This is a genomic window from Anaerobiospirillum sp. NML120511 (assembly GCF_023050955.1).
Lineage (GTDB): Bacteria > Pseudomonadota > Gammaproteobacteria > Enterobacterales > Succinivibrionaceae > Anaerobiospirillum.
Map to the genome: position 1 here is coordinate 133014 of NZ_JALKIK010000004.1, position 15446 is coordinate 148459.

General features: G+C 52.3%; 9 protein-coding genes. 4 read left to right on the forward strand and 5 right to left on the reverse strand.

Translation table 11 applies throughout. The features are described from left to right. Window positions 1–212: 212 nt before the first annotated feature. The 3 genes from MXE39_RS02155 to MXE39_RS02165 form a co-directional block, all read right to left on the reverse strand. The gene (locus tag MXE39_RS02155) at window positions 213–1268 is read right to left on the reverse strand and encodes a hypothetical protein (protein WP_246976645.1); all 1056 of its coding nucleotides are present in this window, start codon (window positions 1266–1268) and stop codon (window positions 213–215) included. A gap of 681 nt (window positions 1269–1949) precedes the next feature. Further along, entirely contained in the window at window positions 1950–2120 is a 171-nt protein-coding gene (gene rpmF, locus MXE39_RS02160; RefSeq protein ID WP_246976642.1) for a 50S ribosomal protein L32, read from the reverse strand. Window positions 2121–2590: 470 nt separating this feature from the next. After that, a complete protein-coding gene (locus tag MXE39_RS02165; protein ID WP_246976639.1) occupies window positions 2591–3145 on the reverse strand; it encodes a YceD family protein in 555 nt (184 codons plus the stop codon). Between the two features lie 1154 nt (window positions 3146–4299). Here MXE39_RS02165 and MXE39_RS02170 point away from each other — a divergent pair. Next, window positions 4300–5058: a hypothetical protein gene (locus MXE39_RS02170; protein ID WP_246976636.1), complete on the forward strand. Its 759-nt coding sequence runs from the start codon at window positions 4300–4302 to the stop codon at window positions 5056–5058. Between the two features lie 704 nt (window positions 5059–5762). Next, the gene (gene dctP / locus MXE39_RS02175) at window positions 5763–7604 is read left to right on the forward strand and encodes a TRAP transporter substrate-binding protein DctP (RefSeq protein ID WP_246976633.1); all 1842 of its coding nucleotides are present in this window, start codon (window positions 5763–5765) and stop codon (window positions 7602–7604) included. Window positions 7605–8189: 585 nt separating this feature from the next. On the opposite strand, the gene MXE39_RS02180 is transcribed toward dctP, so the two are convergent. Together MXE39_RS02180 and rluB are read right to left on the reverse strand one after the other, a co-directional pair. After that, entirely contained in the window at window positions 8190–10025 is a 1836-nt protein-coding gene (locus tag MXE39_RS02180) for a transporter associated domain-containing protein (protein ID WP_246976630.1), read from the reverse strand. A 636-nt stretch (window positions 10026–10661) separates the two neighbouring features. After that, window positions 10662–12065, reverse strand: a complete 1404-nt coding sequence (gene rluB, locus MXE39_RS02185) for a 23S rRNA pseudouridine(2605) synthase RluB (RefSeq protein ID WP_247073743.1) — start codon at window positions 12063–12065, stop codon at window positions 10662–10664. A 1432-nt stretch (window positions 12066–13497) separates the two neighbouring features. Here rluB and zapA point away from each other — a divergent pair. Further along, complete coding sequence (gene zapA, locus MXE39_RS02190) at window positions 13498–13794, forward strand: cell division protein ZapA (RefSeq protein ID WP_246976624.1); 297 nt, start codon at window positions 13498–13500, stop codon at window positions 13792–13794. Window positions 13795–14479: 685 nt separating this feature from the next. Beyond that, the gene (locus MXE39_RS02195; protein WP_246976621.1) at window positions 14480–15085 is read left to right on the forward strand and encodes a 5-formyltetrahydrofolate cyclo-ligase; all 606 of its coding nucleotides are present in this window, start codon (window positions 14480–14482) and stop codon (window positions 15083–15085) included. Window positions 15086–15446: the final 361 nt, after the last annotated feature.

Genomic DNA, 15446 nt, shown 5'->3' on the forward strand with positions numbered 1-15446 from the left:
CCCATGCGCCCTGCAGCAAACTAAGCCAACCCTGTATTACCACATCCCCGCTCCATCCATTTCACACCCACAGCCCCACATCATGCAGCTGACAAAGCTGCCCGATGCTGTTCTGCGTCGGCCCCAGCTGCGCTTGCGCTGCGTCAGTCGCTACAGCTGCATGCGCTGCTGCTTGCGCTAAGGCTTCATGCACTACGGATGCATGCGCCGCATCAGCGGGCGGAGTTCAGATGCTGCTGCATGCGTACAGAGAGTGATTTGCCGGCAGCTCGGGCAGCCTCAACCACGGCCACAGCAAGGGCTTCCTTGCCGGCACTTGCGTGAGACTTGATTACCAGACCGTTAACACCAAGGAGCACCGAGCCATTGTACTGCCATGGCAGCAGCCAGTCTGGACGGGCCATTTTGCCAAAGATCTTCTTTACACCTGTGGAGCTGGCATATAAATCAGCAACACCCTCAGCTGCCTTGAGAGCAATATTGCCAGTAAAACCGTCAGTGACAATAACATCAGCATCATCACGGAAAATGCGGTTAGGCTCGATATAGCCGGTAAACTGCAGGCTGCGCACCTGTTCAAGATAGCTGCGGGCCTGTCTTACCATGACAGATCCCTTGTCCTGCTCGGTACCGACGTTGAGCAGGGCAACACGGGGACTGTCGATTTCCAGGGCTATGCTGGCAAATGCACTGCCAAGGCAGGCAAAGTCAAAGAGATCGGCGGCCTGACAGTTGGCATTGGCCCCCAGATCAAGCATGAGGGCAAAGCGTCTTGGACCTGCTGGAATACGGGCAGCAAAACATGGACGTACCTGACCGTCACGCACCGGAATACCAATGCGCTGCTTGAGCTTTGCTTGGGAAGGGGAAAGTTTCTGAACCCCCAGCAAATGGCGGGCAATGGTTACCAGCGGGCCGGTACCACCGCCTGAGAGCATGGAGTGAGCCTCACCATTTTTTACGCACTGTAAAGCACGGAACATGGCTGAGTTTGTGAAGTTGCGCAGTACTGAACGCGGATGCTCATCCTGAGGAATGGCCTGCTGGGCCAGACGGAACTCATAGCGCCCTGAATTAATCTGAGCACGCTCCAGATCGTTTTTGAGCTGGGAGCTGCCAAAGATGATGAGGTTTAAGGAGGGATCCATGGTCATGGCAAAGCGCACGGCATCAACCACAGGACGGGTATCCTTGCTGTCACCTCCTGTACCGTCCAGCGCTACTACCGGATTTTCCACCGTACTACCGAGATCGTCTTTTCCAGCCATTTCCATCTTGTCCTGCATCTGATAAAGCCATGCCGCAGCGCCCGCCCCGCATTACCACAATGCAGAGCAGGTTAAGAAAAAATCATTAACCGCCAGTCCCACATTTCATTGCCACTGAGCCATGCTGCCAGTGCAATCAGCGTGGGCACACTTACGGGCATACAGCTTATCAGAACAGGAAACACAATTGCGTGTCAATGCTCACTTTTCCAGAGCTCCGCCTTGAGCCACAAACGCTCACTCCCAGGCCCCACATCGGCCATCCCGACACAGCCAGTCCTTGCAAGGCATGAGATGTTCGAGGCAAAGCAATGTACCGTGGTCCGCAATGCGTCCAGAAGTAAAAGTCATTCAGACATAAGGACAGAGAGACGGACCTGCAGCATCAGCCCATAAAGCTCTGAGCAAATGATGGAGAAAGAGCTGAGAGTAAGATAGGAAAGAGGTACGGGAATGGAAGCAGGAGCAGGAATGAAGCAGAAGTGAGAAGGGAAAGAAGAGCAGGTAAAGGAAACAGGAGAGGGAAAGGATAATCAGTGCGCCTGTCAGCCCCATAAGCCCGTGGCTCATGGAGCAGACTTTTGCAGTTGCAGAAAAAACAAACGGGGCTCATGAGGCCCCGTTGTTGCAGTCTGCTGTGGACTGCTTATGCTTTAGCGCTAAAGCATGCCAGTAAATGGCTTACAGCTCGATAACCTTCTTGCCACGGTAGTAGCCGGTCTCGGTTACGTGGTGACGGATGTGAACTTCACCAGTCTGTGGATCCTTGGATAACTGACGGGCAGTTAAGGCATCATGGGTACGACGCTTGTCACGACGGGAACGGGACTGGTGGTTCTGTGGAACGGCCATTATAGTCTCCTAAATACTATAAAGTGCAATAAGAGCCGCTGTGCAATATGGTCCTCAAGACCACTGCGGGGCTGTTATGCCTGGTTTCTTTTTGATCAAAAATTTAAATCGCATGAACAATGGGCTTTCCCAAGCCATGATCACGGACGCGATATTATATGGAGATTAAGTAATTATTTCAAGCATATTTATCACTGCTGTCCAGCCCACTCTCCCTCTCCCTCTCCATCTCCATGTACATACAGGCGCCCGCCCTTACAGCTGTGCACCACGGGCACATATGAATGAAGCCTGACTGTCGGTGACAGGCAGGCCTCATATTTGGAGACAGCAGCTCAACATCTGCAGTAAATCGCACTACTGGTCAGTGCCGTACAGTGCAGCACTTCATTGCAGGCCTGGTCTGTCGAACCTGTCGGACCTGCCGATACAGATGACACCGCCTTAACTGCACTGCGGAGCTTACTGCCTTACTTGTTCTCTTTGGCACCAAGGGAATCCTTTAAGGCTGCCAGAGCTGCAAATGGACTGGCTGTTGCTTCCTCGGCAAGCTCTCCATATTCCCACTGATCGCCATGACGGGAACACTGTGGATCCTCTTCATCATGCTTAGGTACGGTAGGAATCTCAAGAATCAGACCGTCTTCGATGAGGTCGTAGATATTAATCAGGCCGTTTTCACCAGGCTCGACAAAATCATAGCGGTTTTCAATATTGCAGGCTTTAGCTTTGTCATAGTCAGGGGTGAAGTTAATTTTGGACTGCAGGTGCTGGACATAGTTTTCACCGCAGCGCTGGCAGACCAGGGTTAAATCAGCCTCGCAGATACCCTTAATCATACGCATGCCATTGGCATCAGTCTCAAAAGTTACGGTGGCAGTAACATCACCCTCAATGCTGACGCAGCTTTCCTTTAAACGGGTCAGACGCTCACTGTCCAGACGGGCTCCCTTCCAGGCGGAGTTCAGGGAGATGCACTTGTCAATATCAACCTCAACAGGCAGTAATACTCTGGTGTTTTCCATCAGGACCTCCAAAAGCTCAACCAGACATAAAAATAGGCTCTGCTGTGTACTCACACGAGCACACAGCAGAGCCTCATAAAGCCTCTAGCGGGTAATTATCGCATAAGCTTTCTGCAAAGTCTGTATAGAATTTGGTTCTTTATATGCACAGGGGCAATAAGAACACGAGCTTTCCCCCGTTTTCAACCTGGCAATTCCCCACAGCTCAGGCCCTCGTACCCTCCCGTCCCATCCCAGCCCCGTCCGCTCCAGGTCCAGCGAGGTAACACCGTCTGTTCCCGGCAAAGCCTGGCACCACCTTGCAGCTGCTGATGTGCAATCAATTCCCTGGAAAGCAGATAACTTTTTCATTGCAGGCAGCTTGCTGCATGCCACAGCCGCAGGAAATAACCTAAGGTCATGACGCACTGAGGCAAGGACAGTCCATGGGGCTCCTGCTGTCCATAAGGATAGAGCCAAACTCAACATTTTCACATTTCATCTCTTCATGCCTGACAGGATCAGATCGGTGCAGTGCTACGGCATACTTTCATTTAATGCGACCGGAGCACTTATTAATGCACTGCAAACTTGCCAAACACTGACATATGTCTTAATCTCACTTCAAGCATGGCAGCATCTACCTGGACTGGCTTTCCTGCACAGGCAGAAACACTGTCCGGCGCTGGAAAGACCATGCGCTGATGCCCCCTGCTGCGCCTGTGCCCCTGCAGCGCTGCTGTCCCGGCCGCGCTGCTGTTGGCCTGCAGAGTGCATATATCTCTGATGCGGCACTGCACTGTGCAGAGTATTACCGTTTTATTCAAGTATGATTCTGCTCCGCCTCAGCATGCTGAGGGCCATGGAGCGCTGCTGCGGTCCGTGGGTCTGCATATGGCAGACTGCGGTCAGTCAGGACCTTTCCCCATTTATCTCTACTGCATTCATATGTGCCTGTGCTGAGCTGTGCAGACAGCACCGGACCGGCAGGTGAGACCAGGCAGGTGAGCCTTATCAGCAGACTCAGTCATAACTTAAAAGATACACAGCACTCTGTGCCATAAGTATGACCTGTCCTGCATTGTGTAATGACCGCAAGGCAACTGTTCAGTCATTACTGATAAAGCTGCGGAAAGGTAATCTGAAAATGTCTGGAATAAGGATGGATTTTTACTATGAGAAAGACCAAATTTGCCAGTGCTGTTAAGTCACTGCTGACTGCCGGCACTCTGTGCCTTGGTATGCTTGCCGGCTCCCAGGCCGCCCAGGCTTATGAAATTAAGACTGTGTTCAAAAGCGAGCACTATGCCGTCAATCAGGCCGTACTGGGGGAAGGTGAGAATCTCGACGGCCCAACTCAGTCAGCCATCACAGGCGAGATCCAGACTCAGAACCGTCTTGACAAGCTCTACCAGTCCACTACTGTTATCTTCCCTGCCGGTTCCCCTGGCTACACAGGCAAGATTAACACCCCTATTCTGGGCGTTCTGACCATTGCCAACTTCAATACCGGCAAGGACCGTATCTACTTCAATAACAAGGCCCGCTTCTCAAGTGAGGGCGGTCTTTACATTTCCTACAAGCAGCTGATGGACATGCTCAATCAGAAGACTCTTAACGAGCTCATCGGTGAGCTGCGCAAGCTGCCGGTGGTCCTTACCAATATCCCTGTTTCCTCTACCGGCTTTGACCCTACCACCAGTTCATTCTTCATTACCAGCATGAACAAAGGCATGCTCCTGGACATGCGTATTGACGACTCAGTTTTTTACGACAAGAAGACTATTCGTACTGCACGCAAAGGCTGCACCGTAAACGTGCTGCTCTTCATTGACCGTATGATTGATGAGATCCCTTACTTCATCTCCGGTCGTGCTGCTGTGAACAATCTGGACTGTTCACGCGCACCTGCTGTCAAGCAGGAGAGCAAGTAACCCTGCCCGACAGCACTACACCCCATGCAAATGACAGCGTCGTCACGGGCTTTACCATGAGCCCGGCCAGTCAGGATCTGACAGGATCAGCTGCTGCCAAATCTAACATACAGGCCGGTCTGGGATAATATCCCGGCCGGCCCGTTTGTACCTGACGCCTGGCACCCACCGGTACACTGGCATGTCCCGGCCCAGGGTCATGCCCGACAATGCAAGACAAGGCCCGGGCCATGCAAGACAAGACAATGCCAGCCCATGCCAGGCATGGCTGGCCCACGCCCTGCCGTTCCTGCGTCATAGCTGCCACCGTCTTCACACTGCTGGCCTCAGGGCCAAAACCTGTAACTCCGGCTTCTTAAGGGGTAATCTGGAGCATTGCACTGACTGAGCAGCATGCAGGCTGATTAAATGCCTTACACATTTGTAACTGCAAATGTTATGCAAGACACATGGCTGATATACTGTAGTGATTTTTTAATCAGTACACGCCTGTACTGAATCAGTACCTCCTGATACTGCCTGTTCCCTGTACTCACACCTTATAAGCCTGAACTTCAAAGGAAAGCAGACAGCTGCAGTGTCTGAAGCGGGGAACAGCCCTCCTCATTCTACGAGGTTAAATTTCAGCAGGGTCATGGCAGAAAATTCATCTTTTCTGTCTCTCTCCTGAATTGTGGATATTCACCTGGATACCTGACTTTTCTATGCGCAAATTTACGCTAACCGCCCTGTTTCTGGCTTTTTCTGCCCTGGTTATTACCGGCTGCAAGTCAGAGCCCGAAGAAATTATCCTTGCTCATTCGCAGCTGGAAAGCCATCCAGAGCACAAGGCAGCCCTGGCTTTTAAGGAAGCTGTGGAAAAGAGCCTTGGCGACAAATACCAGATCAAAATCTATCCAGATGCTCAGCTGGGAACAAACGAAAGCGTACTAAAAGAGCTCAAGAAAGGTAATGTACAGTATCTGATCATCTCCACCCCAAATCTTGAAAGACTGGATAAGCTTTACTCACTGTTCTCCATCCCTTACCTGTTTTCCTCAGAGCGTGCCTACGAAAACTTCATTTTACGACCTGACATTCCTGCCAGACTGTCAGTAAACGCCAATCATGTAGGTTTCCGCTCAGTAGTAGCCTTTACTGCAGGTACCAGAAATTTCTACTCTACTGCCCCTATCTACGATGTCGATGATCTCAAGGGCAAGAAATTCCGTGTCCAGTCTGGCCCTATGAATGTCACCATGATGCATGCCTTTGGTGCTGAAGCTACCCCTATGAGCTTTGGCAAAACCAGGGAGGCCATTGAGCAGGGCGTGGTAGACGGTGCTGAAAACAATGAAATTGTCCTGGTCGATCAGAAACATGGCGATATAGCCCGCTTCTACTCTTACACCCGTCATCAGATGTGCCCTGACATGCTGGTTGTCTCCAACAGCTTCATTAACTCTCTGAGCGCCGAAGAGCGCCGCATCTTTGATGAGGCTGCCCTCAAGGCCCAGAAAGTAGAGTTCGATGCCTGGCATAAGGCTGTAGAAGATGCCCGTACCAAAGCCAGGGACATTGGTGTGAAATTCCTCGACATCAAGGTCGACACTTTCCGCAAAAAGATCATGCCTCTGCACGATGTACTGCTGGCTGAAACTCCTTCAATCAAGCCAATGTACGATGAGGCTGTAGCAGCCAATGAAGCCGCCCTCAAGTACGATGCTGTCAGTGCAGCAAAAGCTGACGAAGCCGCAGCCATGAAGAATGATGGTGAAAAAGGCGACGCTGCAGCCCCTGAAGCCGCAGGCGCGGCTGCCGCAGGTGCTGCTGCAGGTGGTACCACCGACACCAGGGAAGCTCAGACCGCCAGGGGAAAAGAGGCTGGCAAAGACAAAGCAGCTGACTCAGCCAAAGCAAAGGATGCCCCTGCTGCCAGTAATGACGCCAAAGAGGCAGCTCCCGCCAAAACAGACAGCAAGGAAAGCGCTCCTGCCAAAGCAGACGGTAAGGATGGTGCCGCCCCAGCAGCAGCTGCAGCAGATGCAAAGACAGAGAATACTGCAGACAGCAAGGATAAAAACGGCGCCACATCAGCTGCCCAAGCGGCCGGGGTAGATGCAATCACTCCAGGCAGTGCCGGTACAACCGCAGGCAGCAATGCCTTTACCATGCCCGCTGACGGTCTGCCTGCCGCAGCCATTGCAGCCGGTGCTGCGGGTGCTGCAGCTGCAGCAGTAGCTGCCGGTGCGCTGAAGAAAGATGCCAGGCAAGCTGACCAGAAGGCCACTGCCTCATCCCAAAAGGCTGTTGCAACCCGCAAGGCTGCCTCATCCAAAAAGGCTGCACCATCCAAAAATGCTGCTGCAACTCGCAAGGCCGCTGCCCAAAAGAGTTCTGCCAGGTCTTCAACCAGCAAGGCTGCTGCCCGCCAGAAGAGCACTGCAAGCAAGAAATCCACAGCCAGGAGCTCCAACCGCAAGGCTGCAGTGAAAAGCAAGACTCCGGTACGCAAGAAGACCACTGCAAACAAGAGCACCCGCTCCACAAAGAGCGTCAAAAAGTAGCTTGCAGCTGCCCTGACAGGGCCGCATCAAGATCACAGCTCTGACCTGAATACGGCCCTGCACGTCCTGCCAGACAATCTGGCAGGACACTGCCCCTCCCAACTGCGCCTCTATCTGTGAAGGAGGCGCCAACCTCCTGCCCCATCACCACCACCAACCTCATCAACCCATCAACCCCATCCCCATTAACCCCATCAACCCATAAACGCCAATCAAAGGCATTGGTAAGACGTCATACGCACGGTCCCAGCCTCCAAATCCATGTCTCTGTGCACAACCCCATGCTGCCTGTCGTCCTGCCTCTGATGCATTTTCTTGCCTTTCACTTACCTGACAGACTAATCTCAAAGTCCCTGGAGACAACGAAACTGTTAATGCTCATTACGGATTGAATGCATTGATAATATTTAATGTATAAAAATACAGTAAGGAGATCAGATTTAATCAATTTAGCCCAGAAACAGCAAAGCCCGGATAAATCCGGGCTTTACCAGGCTGATTACAACAGCCTTAAGCACTGACAGCTCCATGGCTTTGCCTCAGAGCTGCAGGGCTTGATGTCAGATGAAATGAGGCATGCCTTTGCTACTTGCCGGTAGCGCTCTGCTGTGCTTTGGCTGCAGCCTGGGCATCACCAGTGTGGGCGGTGCCAGTGGCGGAGGGGCCAGTGCCTTGGGCAGATGCGCCTGTGGCAGCTGCACCTTGAGCGGCTGCGCGGTTTTTCTCATTTTCCCGTGCTTTGGCTATGTTTACCAGCATGACGCTCTCAATGGCATTTTCATCAACCTTGAGTATTTCCAGCTTCCACTTGGTAAGAGAGATAACCTCACCTGCCTCAGGTACACGCTGGAGATAATCAAGAATGAAGCCGGCCATGGTGTGATAGTTCTCTGAAATAGGAACATTAAAGCCGGTAATGCGGGAGACGTCCTTGAGGATAGCGCCACCATCAATCTTGTAAATGCCAGGGCTTGTGCATACCAGCTCAGGGATTTCGCTCTGATCAGGCAGCTCACCTGCAATCTCCTCCATGATGTCATGAAGGGTCACAATACCCTCGAAGTTGCCAAACTCGTCAAATACGAAAGCAAAGTTTTTCTTGGAGCGGCGGAACTCCTCAAGAGCCTTGGTAACTGAAATGGTTTCCGGCAGGTACAGAGGCTCGCGAATCTTGCTTTCCAGCAGGGAGCGGCTGTCGGCATGCTCACGGTCAGCAGCTATATTGCGGGCAGCCTCCTGAGCCTCAGAGGTAATGCTCTGACGGCTTGACAGCACCACGTCACCGGTGGCCATGAACAGACGGGTAGCCAGGATCTCATCGCGCTTGAGATAGCCCAGCGGTACATCACGCTGGCTGTCCTTGTAAGCTACCAGGCGGGAGCTTGGCATGGTCTTGAGCTCATTGATGATGGTATCAATATTGTCGGAAATATCGATAGCATTCACATCAGTACGGGCAGTCATTACAGCCTTTACCGGCAGGGAGCTGATCTGCAGAACGCGGGATACCATTTCCTTTTCGGTATTGTTAAAGACCTGGGATCCGGTACGGGAAACAATGGCTTCCTTTAAGGTATGCACCTGATTCTGGTTGGAACCGAGCAGTCTTAATACCAGGTTGGCAGCAATCTCACGGCTCTGCATGGAGATCTTGCTGTTACCCTCACCAAGATTGAGGGTGTTCTTGCGGGCAATCTGATTGAAAATCTCCATGAGGATAGAGAAGCCGATGGCGGCGTAGAGGTAGCCCTTAGGAACGTGGAAGCCCAGCGACTCAACAATCAGGCTGAAGCCGATAAGCAGCAGGAAGCCCAGACAGAGAATAACCAGAGTTGGATGGTGCGCGACAAATTCGGTAATGAAGCGTGATGCCATGGTCATGACAGTCATGGCAATGATCACGGCAAACATCATGATGAAGACGTGGTCGACCATACCTACGGCGGTAATAATGGAGTCCAGGGAGAAGACGGCGTCGAGCACCATGATCTGCAGAATTACCAGATACATGGCAGAACCTGCAGCCTTGGATACGGACAGCTCTTCATCAAAGCCTTCGAGCTTGGAGTGCAGTTCATGTACAGCTTTGTAAAGCAGGAACACACCACCAATAAAGAGAATGATGTCTCGTCCTGTAATGCCCTTGGAACCTATATAGAACAGAGGTTCAATCATGTTCACAATGAGCGAGATACAGGCCAGCATGATAAGACGAATACCCAGCGCACCGGCAAGACCGATGTAACGGGCCATGTCTCTTTGCTTTTCTGGCAGCTTGGCTGTCAGAATGGCGATGAAGACGAGGTTATCAATGCCCAGGACAATTTCGATGACGACCAGGGTCAAAAGACCCATCCAGGCGGTAGGATCAGACACCCAGGCCATATCGAACATGACCTGATGCACTGCCGTAGGATCCATAATATTTTTTACCTTAAAAAAGCAGTCAGCCCGGCATCAGTACTGCAAAAGACATTTGCAGGGCCCGAAGCAGCACAACAGTCGGCAGATGAATACTGCAGCTGTAAGCGGTCATGTAAGACTGACGCCTGACATCCCCATGCTGTTTTCGGTGACTGAAAACAAATTCCACTTGTGCAGATTGTTAACCGGCAGAACCTCAGTCAGCCTCATTACTGAAAGCTCAGATATCGCCCTGTTGTCACAGAGCAGCTCCGCCACCTGACAGACCGGGCACTTAAGATGCCCTGCTGCCGTATATGAATTACCATCAGGACTGTATCATAACTGAGGCTTAAGCCATTTGCAGTTACAGAACAACAGCGCCTGTTTTGCGGCCATAAAGTCATCATAACATCCTGTTGTTACAGCCATGTCATGCAGCCATTTGCCGCATATGTTTGGGGCCCTTTCCTGAACATAGGGAAGGGCCCCGTAAAAATCAGAATATCAGCCCAAAATGAGCTCAAACCTGGTTTCCCCAGGCCTGCGCTCCCGCCATGCCCGCCAGGGATAAATGCCAGGGCCGCATGCTGGCAACGACATGGCAGGCAGCAGGTATCAGCCTGCAGCACTGCCCTGACCAGGCGTCAGAACTTAGCGACGGCCACGGCCCTTGCTGTCACGACGGCCCTTGCTGTCGCGTGCTGAGCCCTTGCCTGCCCCTGACTTGCCTGATGAGCCCCTGGAGTAGGAAACCTTAAAGCCCTTCTTTTCCTTGAAAGCAGCGCGACCATAGGATGTGCCTGTACGTCCGGACAGTCCTTTCCTGTCCTCACGACCCTCACGGCTGCGATCCTCGGCATTGTCCTTTGGACGGGCTGAGACATTCTTACGCTGACGGTTGAGGCTTGCAGATACCTTTAGCGGGGTAGTTGCATACTCCTCTGGAGACAGAGCTGGCAGGTGAGCCTTGGAGCGCAGCTTGTTAACCTCTGACAGGGTCAGTTCACGGAACTGACCTGACTTCATACGGGGATCAAGGTCAAAGCCGGCATAGGAAATTCTGATAAGACGGCTGACCTGCAGGCCTACAGCCTCCCACAGACGGCGCACCTCACGGTTACGACCCTCGCGCAGGGAAACATGGAACCAGTGGTTACGGTTATCACCGCCACGGTACTCAATAGAATCAAACTTGCCAATACCATCCTCAAGCAGCACACCATTGCGCAGCTGCTCAAGCTGCTCTTCGCTGACATCGCCATAAACACGTACGGCATAGACACGCTCGATACCATAGCGAGGGTGCATCAGAGCATGAGCCAGATCGCCATCAGTGGTGAACAGCAGCAGACCGGAGGTATTGAGATCCAGACGGCCTACATTGATCCATTTGCCAATTTCAAGACGTGGCAGATGGTCAAATACGGTAGGACGGTTCTGAGGATCAGACAGTGAGGAAATTTCGCCCTCAGGCTTGTAGTACATGAGGCAGCGGTTTTCCAGACGGCGGCTCTTTGGAGAGTAGACAATGCGGCCGTTGATCTTGACCGTGATGTTTTCATCATCGGTACGAAAGCCCAGGTTGACCACCTTGCCATTTACCTCAACCAGCCCCTCTTCGATCATGGACTCGAGGGAACGGCGGGAGCCGATACCGGCATTGGCCAGTAATTTGTGTAATTTGACGCCGCTGACACGCTCGCTGTCACTGCCTTTTACCGCAGCTGCGATGCGGGCTTTTTCATTGCGGCGGGCGGCTTCTGCACGCTCTCTGGTCTTTTGCTCAGCAAAGGAGCGGCTTCCACGCTCACTGTCCTTGCCAAAGCGGCTTTCTGAGCCGGAGCGACCACCATGAGCGCCATTACGGCCTCCCATGGAACCAGGGCGGCTGCTCATGGAGCTGCGTGAAGATGAAGCATCACGCCAGCTGCTGGCACTGTCCATACCACCACGAGCTGAGGAGCGCTCTGAAGAACTGTTGCGGCTTCCTTTGCCTGAGCGTCCCATACCTGCCTTTTTCTGCATATTAAAGAATCCCTTCTTGGTGCGTTGCAAATTATCTGTATCGCTCTGTCGGCCTGTTTTCATTTCAGGCCCATGCCGGATCTGGCAAGCCATCAGCGCGTGCTGTGCACCCGGGCTCTGATAAACAGCTGCTTTTGTCCGCAGCTGAGCAGTGCCTGTGCAGTCAATGCCAATGTCAAGCTGTCTGCTCACGCAGACATGATATCTGCTCAGGCAGACCTGCCTCTAATCATGCAGACATAATGTCTGCTCAGGCAGACCTGCTCTGTGATCACGAAGACCAGCTCACTGCCGGCTGATGCCAGGCTCTGTGGCTCTGGCTGTCCTTACTTTCTGCTGTTTTCAGGTGTTATCTGAAAGAAATCCCTGGGAAACAGATATCAGATGTCCTTTCCAGGGTAAATTGCCTGACCGCACTGAGCAACCTGATGAGCTCAGGTTTAGCTGATGACAGCTGGCTGGCAAACCTGATTCTGCCCCTGACGGTGTGACCATAATGAATCTCTTTTGGAGATGCCGGTCATGAGTGGCAGTTTCAGGTGTGAAAAAGCTCTGTAATCTGATTTAAACTGCATCCTGCCAAGTAAGGTCTGCAGGATGAGTTTTCTGTCTGCGCCAGAATATCTGAATGCATGGACTTAAAGCGTCTCATGCGTCGTACATCCATGTAACAGTACAAACAGCACAGCGGGCCGATTTGAATCTGGAGGCTCAGGAGTGTCAGCTGCACAGCGTTAAGACAGAAGCAGTGGCGTGTGCCTTCTGCTCAGATGGAGGGCTTTGTTCAGCAGGAAAAAGCGATAAGCCCATAATTATGCCATAGGCCATAAGAATATTACGGGCACAGGTCCAAAAAAATCGGTAAAATAGCGAATTGTACGTGCACAAATGGTCACCGTTTGATAGCATAAGCGTCCGTTACTGACATAAGGACAGTCTGTATCAGACAAACAGCTGTGTATGTCCCCTTATATGGTCTTGTGCAGGACATCAGGAACAGGCCCGGGCAGCTCTGTGCTCATCACAGGCCTGTGCACTGAAACAAAAAGCTGATACATGCCATGCAATAAGGCAGACAGTAAGGTGTTCAGTCAGCATTAAGCTCCAGGCACAGCTTAATATGCCATGCCTTGTTTTTTGTTAAGTGCTTTGTTTGTGTTACGTGCTTTTTTCGCTGTCCACGGCCAGAAAATCACAGTGAATGTTAGAATGTAACAGCTCATCACTCTGAGGCTGTCCTCAGGGCTGCAAAATGGCAGTGGAGTAATTGCATACAGCAAGATCCTGATGACTGTCAGATAATGTCCCTGCACAATTGAAGATCCGGAGTCTGCCTGTGGAGCAAAGCCAGGACTTCCTGCCTTAAACTTACCGGAATGGAAAGCGTCTTGACATCCTTCCGGGACGTATGTGTGCCAGATTGTTTTTTAATTGATTTTGATTTCTCTGAAGTTGCCTCAAAATGGATAAAGACGAGATTAAGACAGTAGTGGTTTCTCTTCTGGGTGAGAGTTTCACTCTGCGCTGCCATAAGAGTCAGGCTGACTCTCTGCAGCGTGCAGTGGGCAAAATCCAGGAAATCACTGCCAAAATCCTGCGTGATAATCCAAGCCTGACTCCACAGCAGGCCTCCATTATTGCAGCCATTGAAAGCCAGAGCCAGCTTCAGCGCTACCTTGGAACCTCCACTCCTTTTCAGGAGCAGGCCATGCAGCTCATTCACCGCATCAAGCGCAACCTCAACAACATCGACTCATAATCCCACGGCACTGCTAATAGTGCCGCCTGCCCTCCTGCACGCCCCAGACACGCCCGCCACAGCCGCCCCAGTCACAGCCTGCTACAGCTGCCACCAGACGAAGCCCCCACATTTGCCCCAAGACACAGCTCGCCATAGCCAGACACATCCCGCCACATTCGGCCCCAGACAAAGCCCCTACACTCGGTCACAGACATAGCCCGCCCCCACCTGCCAAATACAGAGCCGCTGCAGCCTTCCCAGGATAAAGCCAGCAACAGTTCCCTCACAGGCATGCTCAAAGCCCCTGTCACAGGTATCGTCTCAGCTATACCCGGTCAACAGCCACGTTCCAGCACTGTTACCATGGTGCGCAGCTGCCCGGCTGACAATCTCACAGCCGCTGCCCGGCTTACTATCACTCACTGATATCAGCTATCTCCTGCCTGTCCATGTCAGATCTGACTGATGCGTGCCGCATACACCAGGCCGTCACAGGCATCAGGCGCCTGATACCCTGCTTTACGCATCATGTTGGGCCGTTGCAGGCCATGACTTATAATGACGCTGCAGCGGCTCAGCGCTGAAAACAGCTACTTCAGGCAGTCTTACCCTCGCCAATCGGGCATGCCCCATGAGGAGCTGGACCGGGCTGATGGTGGCTGTGCTTATTGCGAGGCATTAAAGTTGAGACAGGGAAACATTCATGTCTGATGAAGTAAGTGCATACAAAGAGTGGCGCCGCATCAAGCGTGCTCAGATTATTGCTCACCGCCGTGAGCTCAGTGAGGTTGAAGTACAGCTAAGTTCAGCTGTGATTCAGGAAGAACTGCTGCGCCATCCGGCTCTGCAGCAGCCTCGTATCATTGCCTCTTATATGAGCTTTGCAGGCGAGATAGACACGGTCTCAATCAATCACATGCTGCGCGATATGGGCCACAGCATGGCTCTGCCGGTAGTTCACCCTCAGGAAAAAGGTCTGATGGAGTTCTACCATTACGACAGCGACAGCGAGCTTATCCGTAACAGCTTTAAAATCCTGGAGCCTGACAGCAGGACCGCCCGTCAGGTAATGCCTGAGGAGATTGAGGTCATGCTGGTGCCGCTGGTGGGCTTTAATAAAAAAGGCGATCGCCTTGGCATGGGTGGCGGCTACTATGACCGCATGCTCAAGCGCATCAGGACGCAATGCCTCAAGCTGGGCCTTGCCCATGACTTTCAGCTCGTAGAAGACCTTGAAAGTCAGGAATGGGACATGCCCCTTGATGAAGTCATTACCCCCTCACACTTTTACCGCTTTACCACAAGATAAACCCGCAGACTCAGCACAGACCACAGCTGAAACGCCTCAAACAAACTGCCGCTGATGCGGCCCATCAGCTCCCTTATATGTGTCCCACAGGGAAGCCTCAGATGAGCTCAATCAGGCGGGCTCAGATGAGCGGCATCAGGCATAGGATGATAGTAAGGCAGCGATGATTGCTGCCAGCACGGTGCGTACTACAGTGGACAGTGCATAACAGGCAGGCGGCAGTGAGGCTCACCTCTGACAGGATGAAAAAAGGGAGCCCCGCATGCGGGACTCCCTTTTTTTCATCGCAGTTCAGATTATGACTGCGACTGGTGTGACCTCTGGTTCTGGCATCCGGCACTGGCTGTTAGCTACGTACTGT

What these genes read in the sequence shown, in the direction of transcription:
- MXE39_RS02195 (WP_246976621.1), top strand. Translation starts at nt 14,480, where the DNA reads ATGTCTGATGAAGTAAGTGCATACAAAGAGTGGCGCCGCATCAAGCGT.
- MXE39_RS02180 (WP_246976630.1), bottom strand. Translation starts at nt 10,025, where the DNA reads ATGGATCCTACGGCAGTGCATCAGGTCATGTTCGATATGGCCTGGGTG.
- MXE39_RS02165 (WP_246976639.1), bottom strand. Translation starts at nt 3,145, where the DNA reads ATGGAAAACACCAGAGTATTACTGCCTGTTGAGGTTGATATTGACAAG.
- MXE39_RS02170 (WP_246976636.1), top strand. Translation starts at nt 4,300, where the DNA reads ATGAGAAAGACCAAATTTGCCAGTGCTGTTAAGTCACTGCTGACTGCC.
- zapA (WP_246976624.1), top strand. Translation starts at nt 13,498, where the DNA reads ATGGATAAAGACGAGATTAAGACAGTAGTGGTTTCTCTTCTGGGTGAG.
- MXE39_RS02155 (WP_246976645.1), bottom strand. Translation starts at nt 1,268, where the DNA reads ATGGCTGGAAAAGACGATCTCGGTAGTACGGTGGAAAATCCGGTAGTA.
- rpmF (WP_246976642.1), bottom strand. Translation starts at nt 2,120, where the DNA reads ATGGCCGTTCCACAGAACCACCAGTCCCGTTCCCGTCGTGACAAGCGT.
- dctP (WP_246976633.1), top strand. Translation starts at nt 5,763, where the DNA reads ATGCGCAAATTTACGCTAACCGCCCTGTTTCTGGCTTTTTCTGCCCTG.